This window comes from Paenibacillus sp. NPDC057886, assembly GCF_042796655.1.
Classification (GTDB): domain Bacteria; phylum Bacillota; class Bacilli; order Paenibacillales; family Paenibacillaceae; genus Paenibacillus.
This window is the reverse complement of sequence record NZ_JBHVMZ010000002.1, coordinates 754,025-767,815: the sequence shown is the minus strand read 5'-3', so window position 1 is coordinate 767,815 and position 13,791 is coordinate 754,025. Positions and strand designations below refer to the sequence as shown.

10 protein-coding genes are annotated in these 13,791 nt (G+C 49.7%); all 10 read left to right on the top strand.

The features are described 5' to 3' along the window. The 10 genes from ACFVQB_RS10495 (at position 1) to yycI (ending at position 13,788) form a co-directional block, all read left to right on the top strand. The gene (locus ACFVQB_RS10495) at positions 1-1,989 is read left to right on the top strand and encodes a DHH family phosphoesterase (RefSeq protein ID WP_379437938.1); all 1,989 of its coding nucleotides are present in this window, start codon (positions 1-3) and stop codon (positions 1,987-1,989) included. Beyond that, complete coding sequence (gene rplI / locus ACFVQB_RS10490) at positions 1,986-2,429, top strand: 50S ribosomal protein L9 (RefSeq protein ID WP_024629550.1); 444 nt, start codon at positions 1,986-1,988, stop codon at positions 2,427-2,429. Before ACFVQB_RS10495 ends, rplI begins: the two co-directional genes overlap by 4 nt. A gap of 1 nt (position 2,430) precedes the next feature. Then, on the top strand, positions 2,431-3,792 hold the full coding sequence (dnaB, locus tag ACFVQB_RS10485) for a replicative DNA helicase (RefSeq protein WP_024629551.1): 1,362 nt from the start codon (positions 2,431-2,433) through the stop codon (positions 3,790-3,792). 443 nt (positions 3,793-4,235) lie between these two features. Beyond that, positions 4,236-5,522: an adenylosuccinate synthase gene (locus tag ACFVQB_RS10480; RefSeq protein ID WP_076287194.1), complete on the top strand. Its 1,287-nt coding sequence runs from the start codon at positions 4,236-4,238 to the stop codon at positions 5,520-5,522. Positions 5,523-5,746: 224 nt separating this feature from the next. After that, entirely contained in the window at positions 5,747-6,538 is a 792-nt protein-coding gene (locus tag ACFVQB_RS10475; protein WP_379437933.1) for a hypothetical protein, read from the top strand. A 604-nt stretch (positions 6,539-7,142) separates the two neighbouring features. After that, the gene (locus tag ACFVQB_RS10470; protein WP_379437931.1) at positions 7,143-8,675 is read left to right on the top strand and encodes a peptidoglycan DD-metalloendopeptidase family protein; all 1,533 of its coding nucleotides are present in this window, start codon (positions 7,143-7,145) and stop codon (positions 8,673-8,675) included. A 264-nt stretch (positions 8,676-8,939) separates the two neighbouring features. Continuing rightward, positions 8,940-9,662, top strand: coding sequence for a response regulator YycF (yycF, locus tag ACFVQB_RS10465; RefSeq protein ID WP_062327757.1), 723 nt, complete (start codon positions 8,940-8,942; stop codon positions 9,660-9,662). After that, entirely contained in the window at positions 9,662-11,512 is a 1,851-nt protein-coding gene (gene walK, locus ACFVQB_RS10460; protein WP_379437927.1) for a cell wall metabolism sensor histidine kinase WalK, read from the top strand. Before yycF ends, walK begins: the two co-directional genes overlap by 1 nt. Beyond that, on the top strand, positions 11,496-12,776 hold the full coding sequence (locus tag ACFVQB_RS10455; RefSeq protein WP_379437924.1) for a YycH family regulatory protein: 1,281 nt from the start codon (positions 11,496-11,498) through the stop codon (positions 12,774-12,776). The genes walK and ACFVQB_RS10455 overlap by 17 nt, the downstream gene beginning before the upstream one ends. A 268-nt stretch (positions 12,777-13,044) precedes the next feature. Continuing rightward, positions 13,045-13,788, top strand: coding sequence for a two-component system regulatory protein YycI (gene yycI / locus ACFVQB_RS10450; protein WP_379437921.1), 744 nt, complete (start codon positions 13,045-13,047; stop codon positions 13,786-13,788). The last annotated feature ends 3 nt before the right edge of the window (positions 13,789-13,791 follow it).

The window sequence follows — 13,791 nt, the reverse complement described above, 5'->3', positions numbered from 1 at the left end:
ATGCCTAAATTTCTGAAGAAACGCTGGCACGGCTACTATACCGTATGGGCGTTCATACTGCTGCTTCTGCTTGTTATGTTCGTGACCATTTACAACTGGACGCTTGGTTTGATTAGTCTGATACTGGCTTCGGCGCTGGGAATCGTCATGATTAAGGCGGAGCTCGCGTTCCGACGTGAGCTTAACGACTACATTAATGGCCTGTCCATTCGGATTAAGCGGATGGAGGGGGAAGCGGTCAGCATGCTCCCATTCGGTATTGTGCTGTACAGCGAAGATCGTACCGTAGAGTGGCATAATCGCTTCGTCGCAGACATGTTCCAAGAGAAGACGATGGTAGGCAATCCGCTGCAAAATTTGTTTCCCAAACTTCCTCAACCTAAGGAGAAAAAGGATGGGACCAAGGAGTCGTCCAAGGAACTTCATGACGAATTCCAACTGGATGATCGATATTATGGAGTTATTCATAACCCGCAGGAGCGGTATGTATATGTATACGAGATTACAGAGCTATCCATTCTTCGTGATAAATATGAGAATGAACGCATTGCACTGGGTATTCTGGTTCTCGATAACCTGGATGAAGCAGCCCAGGGCATGGACGACCAGCAGCGGACTGCGCTGATTGCCCGTGTAACAAGCGAGATTACGTCTTGGGCGAAACGGTATGAGGTATACCTGCGCCGTCTCTCCTCTGATCGTTATCTCATGATGCTGAATTATAGGTCTTTGCAGGAATTGGAGCAGAGCCGATTTGTCATTCTGGATGAAGTCCGGGAGATGACCGCTGATCTTAAGGTGCCGATGACATTGAGTGTTGGACTGGCATTTGGGTCGGATACCATCAGTGAGATGGGAGAATTGGCTCAGTCCAGTCTGGATATGGCACTTGGTCGTGGTGGTGACCAGGCTGCCGTAAAATCTGGACAACGGTTGTCCTTTTACGGTGGGAAGTCCAACGCGGTTGAGAAACGTACACGGGTAAGAGCCCGGGTTATCGCGCATGCATTGCGTGACCTGATGCAGGAGAGCGACCGGGTGATTATCATGGGTCACAAAATGCCTGATATGGATGCGATTGGCGCGTCTATTGGGGTATGGAAAGCGGCGAGTCTGTACAATGTGGAAGCACGAATTGTGCTGGATGGGCCTAACCCTTCCATTGAACGCATGATGGAACAGGTGAATAAGGATGAGAAGCTGTCCAAAGCCTTTGTGTCGCCGGAACAGGCCACCCAGATGATGACGGAGCATACGCTGCTCGTTGTTGTTGATACACATAAACCATCCATGACAATGGAGCCGAAGCTGGTTCAATCCGCTACGCGTGTCGTGGTTGTGGATCACCACCGTCGGGGTGAAGAATTCATTAACGACGCAGTGCTGATCTATTTGGAACCCTATGCTTCCTCGGCAGCAGAACTGGTAACTGAGCTTCTTCAGTATATTCATGACAAGGTACAATTCACTCCACTGGAAGCGACGGCGTTATTAGCCGGGATTACGGTGGATACGAAGCATTTTGCACTCCATACGGGTTCGAGAACGTTTGAAGCGGCAGGCTTCCTGCGTCGTAGTGGTGCAGACACCATTATGATCCAGCGGCTGATGAAAGAAGATCTGTCAGAATATATTGCTAAGGCAGAAATCATAAAGCATGCTAAAATGGTATACGGGAACATTGCGCTGGCGGTCACGGACCCTGGCAACAAGATTCCACAGATGATGATCGCCCAAGTGGCGGACACATTGCTCAATATGACCGACGTGGTCGCTTCATTTGTCATAAGTGAACGTCCGGATGGACTGATTGGCATCAGCGCGAGATCGCTGGGGCGTATGAATGTTCAGGTGGTCATGGAACGACTGGGCGGTGGCGGACATTTGACGAATGCTGCCGTTCAGCTTGAAGGAACGCTTGGAGAGGCGGAAAAACGGCTGACGAACGTACTGGCTGAAATCGAAAAGGAAGAGGGTTTGTTCGAATGAAAGTCATTTTTATAAAAGATATGAAGGGTCAAGGCAAAAAAGGACAAGTGAAGGAAGTGTCCGAGGGATACGCACAGAACTTCCTTCTGCCACGGGGAATCGCACGTCCAGCAACAGACGGAAACATGAAAACACTGGACAACCAGAAGGCAGCGGAAGACAGACGTAAACAGGAAGAGAAAGCAGAAGCGGAAGCTCTGGCTAAAAAGCTGGAAGCTGAAGTGACTGAACTGAAAGCAAAATCCGGCGAAGGCGGCCGTCTGTTCGGTGCAATCACGAGCAAACAAATCGCAGAAGCTCTAGCAGCGAAAGGTCTGAAAGTCGACAAACGCAAAATTGAACTGGACGAGCCTATTCGCACACTCGGCGTAACGCAAGTCACCGTCAAGGTTCACCCTGAAGTGAAGGCTACCTTGAAGGTACAGGTAACGGAGGAGTAAGATGGGCGGCGAAATGTTATTCGACCGGATTCCCCCACAGAACCTGGAAGCCGAACAGGCCGTGCTGGGTGCAATCCTGTTGCAGGGCGAAGCCCTGATTACAGCGATGGAACGGGTGCAAACCGAGGATTTCTATGATAAACCCCATCAACTAATCTTCGAAGCGATGATTCAGCTTGGCGAGGGAAATCAACCAATTGACCTCGTGACACTGACTTCGCTTCTGAAGGATAAAGGCGAGCTCGAGGACATCGGCGGCGTCAGTTATCTGGCTAAGCTGGCTCATGGTGTTCCAACTGCCGCGAACGTGGATTATTACGCTCAGATTATTGAAGAGAAATCCATGCTGCGTCGCCTGATTCGTACGGCTACACAGATTGTGAGTGAAGGATACACGGGCGGTGAGGATGTCGCGGCTATGCTTGGAGAAGCAGAGCGGCGCATTCTGGAGATTTCCAATCGACGTTCCAGTAGTGGGTTTATAGCCATTCAGGATGTACTGATGGAAGTGTTCGACCGTGTGGAGACGCTACATCAGAACAAGGGCACCACAACGGGCATTCCGTCCGGGTTCATCGATCTAGACAAGATGACCGCCGGATTCCAGCGGAGTGACTTGATCATTGTAGCGGCACGTCCATCTGTAGGGAAGACCGCCTTCGCCCTGAATATCGCTCAGAATGTAGCCATTCGGGCGCAGGAGACGGTTGCGATATTCAGTCTGGAGATGTCAGCCGCACAGCTCGTACAGCGTATGATCTGTGCGGAGGCCAATCTGGATGCGGGTGTCATGCGTATGGGTGATTTCAAAGGTGATGAAGATTGGCAGAAGCTGACGATGGGCATTGCAGCCTTGAACGAAGCAAACATCTACATTGACGATACGCCAGGGATCACCGTAGCTGACATTCGTGCTAAATGCCGTCGTCTCAAGAAAGAGAAAGGCCTTGGCATGATTCTGATCGACTACCTTCAACTGATTAGTGGACGGGGTAAAGCCGGCGAGAACCGTCAACAAGAGGTATCCGAGATCTCACGTACCCTAAAACAGATTGGCCGGGAATTGGAAGTTCCAGTTATTGCCTTGTCTCAGCTGAGCCGGGGTGTAGAGCAGCGTCAGGATAAACGTCCAATGATGAGTGACTTGCGGGAGTCGGGTTCGATCGAGCAAGATGCCGACATCGTTGCGTTCCTGTACCGGGATGACTACTATAACCAGGAGACCGAGAAGAAAAACATTATCGAGATTATTATCGCCAAACAGCGTAATGGTCCGGTAGGCACGGTGGAACTGGTCTTCCTGAAAAACTTTAATAAATTCGTTAACTACGAGCGGGCACATAATGATGCCTTTGCCATGTAGGGGACAGGCACAGACTGCTTCGATAGGGAAGTGAAATCGTCTGTCCTGGCATCAACCATTAGATCATATGAACTCATAAATACGTTGTGAATACGATATATGGCGTTGGATGTGAAACGCGTAGCGTATAACCGGGGTTAGCCGTCAAGCAAGCTTTGACTGGCTTCGCCGGTTTTTTGCGTCGGAATATCGAGTCAATTCCGAACATTAGAGTTGGAGGATATCTAATTGTTCGCCATTTGATTTGACTTTAAAAAAAGGGACTGGTACACTAATACTGCTGCGTTAAAGCAGCGAAAACCTTCCCTTGGATGTAAACCGAGGGGGATTTTCACTGTCCGTTAGCACGCTTCTCCGCGGTAATTTCACTTCAAATTCCTGCCGAGATAGAGGACGGACAGACCAATACAAAGGTGCGCAAGGCACCCACGGAGGTATGTACTATGTCAACGGTAGTTGTAGTGGGAACGCAATGGGGAGACGAAGGTAAAGGCAAGATTACGGATTATTTGGCGGAATCCGCAGACGTGGTTGCTCGTTACCAAGGCGGTAACAATGCAGGACACACGATTCTGATCGATAACAAAAAATATAAATTGACGATGATTCCATCGGGTATCTTCTACACAGATAAAGCATGTGTAATTGGTAACGGTATGGTTATCAACCCGAAAGCGCTCATCGAAGAAATTAACTATATTCATGACAATGACTTTACGACCAAAAACCTGTCCATCAGCGAACGCGCACACATCATCCTGCCATATCACATGGTATTGGATGCATTGGAAGAAGAGAGCAAAGGCCCGAACAAAATCGGTACAACAGGCAAGGGAATTGGCCCATGTTACATGGACAAATCAGCCCGTATCGGTATTCGTATGGTTGATCTGCTGGATGCGGAAGAGTTCGAACTGAAACTGCGTCATTTGGTAAAAGAAAAGAACCGTGTAATCGAGCAAGTCTATGGCGGCGAGCCTGTAGATGTAGAAGAAATTCTGAAAGATTACCTGGGATATGCAGAAATTCTGCGTCCTTATGTACGTGATACATCGGTTGTGCTCAACGAATACATCGATGAGGACAAAAAAGTACTGTTCGAAGGTGCACAAGGCGTTATGCTGGATCTCGATCAAGGAACTTATCCATTCGTTACTTCATCCAATCCGTCTGCAGGCGGCGTATGTATCGGATCTGGCGTTGGCCCAGCTCGTATTCAGCAGGTTATCGGTGTGGCTAAAGCCTATACAACACGTGTAGGAGATGGTCCTTTCCCGACAGAGCTGCATGATGCAGTTGGTGACCAAATTCGTGAGACCGGACATGAGTACGGTACTGTAACGGGACGTCCGCGTCGTGTTGGCTGGTTCGACAGCGTCGTTGTTCGCCACGCTCGTCGTGTCAGCGGAATTACGGGTCTGTCCCTGAACTCCCTGGATGTAATGACAGGTCTGGAAACGGTGAAAATCTGCACAGGATACAAATTCCGCGGCGAGGTTATCACTCACTATCCGGCAAGCCTGAAAATGCTGGCTGAATGTGAAGCGGTATACGAAGAGCTTCCAGGCTGGAGCGAAGATATCACTGCGGCGAAGAAGCTGGAAGATTTGCCTGTGAACACACAGAACTATGTGAAACGTGTTTCTGAACTGACAGGCATTCCAATTGCTATCTTCTCTGTAGGCCGTAACCGTGAGCAAACGAATCAGGTTCTTCCTATCTACGAATAAGCAGCTGAGTTAATCGGCAACGCTAAGTTAAACGTTCATCCAAATGATATGCTTATACAGGCATCACAGAGCCCCAGTTATCGCTTAAATAGCGATGGCTGGGGTTTTTCGCACGCCTTCCTGATATAATCCCCGAATTTCCGTCAATACTGGTTAACAGTAGACTCATAGATCCTGAACATCGAACGTGATATGGGGTCGGAAAACGGAGGGAGAGAACGGGAATGAAGTTGCTTCAATGGTTCATTAAAATATTGCTTACCGTGATGCTGGTCAGTTCACTGACCCTGCTGACAACCGGATTAATCGTTCAGTCATATGTAAAATCGCTGCTGGCGAGTTTCAATATTCAGTGGGAAGGCCAGCCCATGGGGTTAACGGCCATGTTTCAGGGTGCATTAGGTGGTAAGTCCGGTGAAGAGAAGAAGCCGGGAACGGGCACGACAGATCAGCCGGCAGGAGCGGAGGAGGAACACGTTCCAGAAGATGCGATATCTGTCATGGGCAATGGGACAGGAAGTGGAGAAACAGGCGCGAATACAGGCAACAGCTCGGGACAGGATACAGGATCAGATGAGGGTCAAGGGGCAGGAACAGGAACAGGAACAGACTCTTCCGCTACGGGGTCGAGTTCAGGGGGGAGCTCTGGCACGGGAACAGACGTAGATGCCGGGACTAATAAGGGTACCGGTTCAGGGACAACACCTGGGAATAGTGCAGCATCGGGCAACGGAACAGGTACGAATTCCAATGGTACGGCTTCTTCAGGGAATGATGAGATTGTAGTATCTCCGGATGATATCACAGGCAAGAAGGACAAGCTGCCGTTGGAGGAAAAAGAAAAGATTTTCAGCCTGCTAATGAACAAGCTGCCTCAGAAAGAAATGCAGCAAATCTCAGGTGCCATGGAAGGCGGCCTGACTGAGCAGGAGCTGCGCGATATTGAGCAGGTAATCTCCAAGTATTTAACCAGCGAAGAATACGATAACCTGATGGAAGTCCTTCAGGCGGAATAAACCAAGTTTATGTAGGGGGATATCCGCGAGCCTTTGCTAGAATATTCATAAGGGGATCGAAAGATCGGATTCTGAACGGTAAATTTAGAAGCAATTTTTTCATTGAGGCCATTCGGACAATGAAATATAAGTAAAAATTGGTTAGTATACAACCCTGCCAATATGAGGAACTCTATAGCAAGAGTTTAACGAAATCCCTCACCAGAGATGATCTGGCGAGGGATATTCAGTTTGTATTTTTATGAAAAAGAAAACACATTTCGGTGGGTCTTAGAACCTAGTCTTAAAAAATGATCAAAAGTACATAGTATACCTGAAGTAGAGGCGTGATGGGGAAGAATATGGACCTGCCATCTTATGGATAATACAGGAAAACCAAGCGTGGCGCGGCTTTGCGCTATAACGTGTACAGTTGAAATGAGTGTAAAACCTGTGTTAAAGTATACGGGTGTGATAAAAGGTTAAAATTTTGACACTTTTACAAGCGCAGCTAAAGTCCTGATTTGCGGACACCCGAATACAAATATCGACAAGCATGGGAGAGACACAATGGGTGATGTCTTGACAGAAATGCGAACTGAGAAGTGCTGAAAAGGAGAGAATCATGAAAGGTTTCAGAGGCATACGCCAACCGGGCAAGAACCGGGAACACGAACAATCCGGGGAACACCGGACGGCCGAAGACAAAAACAACATGAGCATGTCCAACTTCAGTAGTAACAAAAAGCGCGTTCTGGCCTCGCGCAAATGGATCATTACAGCAGCATGCGGTTTATTCATCGCTGCATCGATCGGATTCGCAGGCAAACAATACGTTGCTGCAAACACCGTCCCATATTATAAAGTGATGGTTAAAGGAAATGAGATTGGCACCATCACGGATGAGGCGCAATTACAGAAATTATTTGCAGACAAAACCGAGGAATTCCAAAATAAATATCCAGAAGCGGAAATGGTGCTGAACACAAACGGCATCACGACCGAAACCATTAAAGCATACAAGCCCGTAGTGAACAGCGATGAGACGCTGGACAAGCTCGGAGACATGCTTACCGCCTATGCCAAGGGTGTAGAGCTCAAGGTAGACGGTGAAGTGATCGGCATTGTGAAGGACCAGGCAACAGCAGATGCGATTCTGGAACAAGTGCAGAACAAGTACATATCGGCATCGGCTGTGCGCAGTTCGCTCAAGACGAAGTCGGTATCGGCAAACTCATCGAAGAAAGCCGAGGGACCGAGTACTACGCTGAAGTCGGTGGGCATCAAGGAAGATGTGGCGACAGATGTGGTGAAGGCTGATCCAAACAAAATATGGGATGTGTCCGAGGCGGTTGAAGCTTTAACCGTTGGTAAAGACGCGCCTGTAACCTATGTCGTGCGTGAAGGAGATACGATCTCTTCCATTGCTGCGAAATACGAAATTACGCAAAGCGAGATACGCAAACATAATCCGGGCATCAAAGAAACGTCGCTGCAAATTGGGGACGAGCTTACGCTGACGGTGCCAAAGCCAGCCGTTACTGTTAAATCGGTAGAGCAGGTGGTTGAACAGATTGAGATTAAACCGCAGGTGGAAGTACGCAAAAGTGCTGAGCTCAAAGCAGGCACAACCAAAGTGGTGCGTCCAGGTCAAAGCGGTCTGAAAAGCATGCAATATCGGATAACGAAGGAAAATGGTGAAGTCGTTCAGGAAGAATGGCTTGGCCAGGAAGTCATCAAAGCAGCGGTTACTGAAGTGGTTCTGAGTGGAACCAAAGTGGTTGGTGAAGGTACAGGTGAGTTTGCTTGGCCAGTATCCAACGCTACGATGAGCAGCAGTTTTGGACAACGTTGGGGTCGCCAGCACAAAGGTGTTGATCTTGTCGGTAACCGGGACGTGAAAGCGTCTGATGAGGGCGTGATTACTTTTGCAGGACAGAAGAGTGGTTATGGCAATGTTATTATTATTAACCATCGTAATGGATACGAAACACTTTATGGGCACTTGAACAGCATTGGCGTTAAGGTTGGACAAGTCGTCGAAAGAGGTGAGAGCATCGGCGTAATGGGCAACACGGGCCGTTCGACCGGAACGCATCTGCATTTTGAGATTATCAAGAACGGAACGGTGGAAAATCCGTTGACATACTTGAACTAGTTATATCGCAATCCAGGGCAAGGTTGGCATACGATGCCGGCCTTGTTTTTTGCTGCTGTAAAATTTTTTCAGTTTGGGCTGTACATTGGCCCTGATCGGGATGTGACGGTGCTTCAGGTATGTTAAACTATAGACTATAGGCAACAAGCCATAGGATATAGACTATATTCAATGAAATCGTAAGAAACACAATTTATATAAGTTGAATTAAGAGAGATAGACCGCTCACGCGGATCAAGCAGGATATAGGGGTGAAGACAGCCGATGCAGGGGAAGATTTTGGTGGTGGACGATGAACAGCCCATTGCGGACATTCTGAAATTTAATTTGGAAAAAGAGGGGTACGAGGTCATCTGCGCTTTTGATGGCATTCGTGCGGTTGAATTGGCGTTATCCGAGAAACCGGATCTGATGCTGCTGGACCTGATGCTGCCAGGTAAGGACGGTATGGATGTGTGCCGTGAGGTGCGTGCCCATCTGGAGATGCCGATCATTATGCTGACCGCAAAGGATGGCGAGATCGACAAGGTGCTCGGTCTGGAGCTGGGCGCGGATGATTACGTGACAAAGCCTTTCAGTACGCGCGAGCTGCTCGCCCGGGTGAAAGCACAGATGCGAAGACGGCAGAAGCCTGCCATTACGGCTGAAGCGCCGGAAGACGAGGAGAAGCAGGTCATGCGTTTATTCGATCTGGCGTTTGATATGGACATGTATACAGCTTACAAAGGCGGCGAACCGCTGGATCTGACCCACCGTGAGTACGAACTTCTCTATTATATGGCGAAGCATTCCGGCAAGGTCATGACACGTGAACATCTGCTGCAAGCTGTATGGGGATATGAATATTTCGGGGATGTGCGAACCGTGGATGTTACGATTCGTCGTCTGCGTGAGAAGATTGAGGAGAATCCGAGCAAACCGGAAACGATTCTGACTCGCCGCGGGCTGGGTTATCTCGTGCGCAGTCCCAAAAGCGTGGGGATATAATGGGGCGTTTCTCGCGATTTTCGTTCTTTCGAACGATTCAGGCGAAACTGATTATTATCTATGTACTGCTGATTTTAATTGCGATGCAATTGATTGGCGTTTATTTTGTTAGTGCGATGAAGAACTCGCTGACCAGCAACTTTACTGAGGATTTGCAGGCGCGGGCTGAGATGCTCTCTGTGCTTGTGGGAGAGACGATGGCTGGTGGAGAAGCAGAGGCTGGCGAGGACAAAACGGAAAACCTGCGTGTGTTGGTGAACAATCTGTTCAACATTAACGGCGCCGAGATTCAGGTGCTGGATGCCAGCGGCAAAGTGCTGACCACCTCGCTTAGTTCCCATTCGGACTATGTTGGGCGCAAAAACACCCAGACCGTTGTCAGCCGTGCGCTGCAAGGCATTCGGGACAATGAGGAATATATCGTGGACGAGGATAATGTCCGCAAAAAGGTCGTTGCCAAGCCGGTGCTGTCCGGCGGCAAGATTATCGGCGCGGTCTACATCGCCGCCTCGATGAATGAGTTATATGCCACTATGGAGGGCATTAACAAGATTTTCATCTCCGGCATTTTGATTGCCTTGGTATTAACTGCGGTGCTCGGTGTCATTCTGTCACATACGATTACGCAGCCTATCAAGGAAGTTACCCGAAGGGCGACGGCTGTCGCGGAAGGCAACTTCGATCAGCAGACCCCTGTATTCGGAACGGATGAGATTGGACAGCTCAGTCGGGCGTTCAACTATATGACCAGCAGGCTCCGGGATGCACTCTCCCAGAACGAAGAGGAGAAGGAGAAGCTCACGTCCATTCTGACCAATATGAGTGATGGCGTGGTTGCAACGGACGAATATGGCAAAGTCATTCTGGTGAACCGCCGTGCCAGCAGCATTCTGGGCATGCGTCCGGCGGACATTGAGGGACGACACTTTGCCGTATTGCTCGGCATTGATCCGGAAGATGCAGAAGCGTTAGCCAGTGGTTTTACAGGCTCGACGCTGCTCCAGATCGCGCCTGCGGGACAGGAAGATCCCGTTGTCATCCGTATGACGTTTACACCGGTTCATCGTCGTGAGCTGGGCATTACAGGTACGATCGCTGTGCTTCAGGACGTTACGGAGCAGGAAGAACTGGAAGCATCACGGCGTGAATTTGTGGCGAATGTCTCCCATGAGCTGCGTACACCACTGACCACCATTAAGAGCTATGCGGAAGCGCTGGATGATGGTGCTCTGGAAGATCCGCAGCTCGCTGGACGATTCGTTGGGGTAATCCAGAATGAGACGGAGCGTATGATTCGCTTGGTTACGGATTTACTGCATCTGTCCAGGCTCGATTCCAAGGAAGCGATGCTGCGCAAACAGCCAACCGACATTATGGAGATGTTGGAAGAAGTGACGGATCGTTTTTCGTTCCAGATGCATCAGAAGGATATTCAACCTGTGCTTTCTGTGGAGAACGGGATTCCAGCGGTTCCGCTGGATCGGGACCAAATTGATCAGGTGCTTGATAATGTCGTGTCCAACGCGCTGAAATACACGCTCGAAGGTGGTACGATTACGATCGCAGCGAGACGCAATGATGATCATACTCTCGCCATATCAGTAACCGATACGGGGATGGGGATTCCACAGCGGGACCTGGATCGCATTTTTGAACGGTTTTATCGGGTAGACAAGGCTCGTTCCCGCAGTATGGGCGGCACAGGGCTTGGATTGTCCATTGCCCGGGAAATTGTGAAGGCCCATGATGGCAATATCTCACTGGAGTCCGAGGTGGACGTGGGGACGACGGTAACGTTCACACTGCCAATGCGTGAGGAAGGAGGTGAGCACCTTGAAAGAGCGGATTAAATCTCTGGTGCTCGCTTCCCTCGTCGTTGCCAGTTTGGTACAAAGTTACTTCCTGATCTATCGTTTGCCCGGTGGTGGCGATTCGATTGTGACGTCAGAAACGAACTATGTAAAGACCGAGAATATGGGTCAGGAGCGCAATATTGAAGATTTAATTTTCCCTGATCAGATGGTTATTCATCTGGGAGAGGACAAACATACGGTGTTTTATCCGGGCAATACGTTCTATCAGTTGATCTATTCACGTTTGCAGGGGCGTACGTTTGATGATTTTCAGCGTCGGAGCGTGCAATCTGTCAATTGGGAACAGATTCGTAAGGAGAATCCTGGCTTTGAGCTGTCGTTCAAGGAAGGTATCCCTGTAGCGTTGTTACAGCGCGTGATGCGACTAGGGACAGACTCACTCTTCCAGGGGGAGACGATTAACCGGATCTCGATCTATACGGCCAAAAATGAAACCAAGGCTCACGCACTGTTCTTCAGCGCCAAAGGCGATGTGGTTTACGAGGCGACGCAGGCGGATCTAACGGTACAGGACGTGCAGCAGCATGTCGACTTCGGCAGCAGCTGGACACCTTATACGCTGATGGACGGCGGATATTATATCCCGGCAGAAGCACTGGAAACGATTGAGGCTGACGTACCAACAGGCCAGTTCACCGTCGAGCAGATGCAGCGCAGCCTGTTCTTCGATCCAAGTATGACCCGGAATATTCGGGAAAAAGATGGATCGGAGATCTATACAGACAGCAAACGCAGTCTGCAAGTTAAGCAAGAACAGCGCTGGATTAGCTACACCGATCCGGCGGCCCCGCCTGCGGGACAGATTGATGCAGCGAAGGATGCGCTGTCCGCGGTTGATTTTGTCAATCAGCATGGCGGCTGGAAAGGTCGTTCCCGCATGATGCTGGATACTACCGATACGAAGACGAAGCTTCAGTTCCAGCAATATTACAGCAGCTTCCCGATTATGGACTCGATGCAGTTCCGGTTCGGCACGATCAGCATGGAGATGCAGCAGGAGACGGTGTCCAGCTATGAACGTTCGCTTGAATATCTGAACGAAGGCGCGGAGACGAAGAAATCGGTCACCCTGCCCGGTGGGGACAAGTTGAAGGCGCTCATACAGAAGGTGGCGGGTAGCAACCGTAAGGTTGTAGACGTGTATCCGGCATATCGTCCATCCAGCATTGAGGATGGGCTGAAACTCATCCCGGTGTGGGTAATTCGTTTCGGAAACGGAGAGGAAACCACCGTTTCTTGATGGGTTATAGGATATGAAGTCATTTGATATCCGGGGGTTTAAGATCACACGTTAACGGAGAGGGCAGAAAAAACCTGAAGAAGCGAAGCTACAAGCTTTCTGAAAGAAAGCTGCTTCGGAAGCATAGGCTTCGCCTTTATCTCCGGATTTCTCCCTTAGGAAAAGGGAATCAAGAAATCTGGGGATAACAGCGATCGGAAGGTTGTTCTGACCGCGGAGTGGTAAGTGTGATAGTAGTCGTATTTATCAAATGATGGAGGTGGATGTTTTGGATTGGGGACGGGCGAAAAATGTATTGATCTATGCCTTCCTGCTGCTCAATCTGGTGCTGGGATACCAGATCTGGATGGATGCGCGGGAGACGGCCGGAGCCAATCTGGACTTCACCTCGCTGGCGGATAATACACAGCAAGCGATGGAGGAGAAGGGCATTCAGGTGCTGGCTCCTATTCCGAACGAGACGCCGAAGCTGCCGAAGCTGTCGTATGAGTTCATTGAAGATAATAAGGCAGGCATTCAGGTTGAATTGGAAAAGCCTGTGGACAGCAAGCTGATCTTCTCGCAAAGCGAGCTGGAGGACGCACTGCAGGACGAGATTCCCCAGATCGGTACGTATCGATGGGATCAGCTGATGGCGGAGGATGGGGCATTTGTGCTTCATCCGTTGGTGGATGGCAAATGGCCGCTCTTCAATGTTAGTCTGGAGCTATTCTACAGCGACCAGAAAATTACGGGTTACCGTCAGACTCCGGTGCGGATTACGACAGCGGAGGAGAGCGATCAGCAGGTGCTTCCGGCGTCGAAGGCGCTGGGTACGCTGATTGAGAACTTTTTGCCGAATGATGCGATTGTCAAAGATATTCAGCTGGGCTATTACGGCCAGTTGTTCAATTCAGATATGCAGGTGGCGATGCCGGCATGGCGGTTCGTGCTGGAAAGTGGCGAAGTGTTGTACGTGCAGGGCATCAGTGGGGATGTATTTAGTCCCAAGACAGACAAACCAGGGGAGTAATGC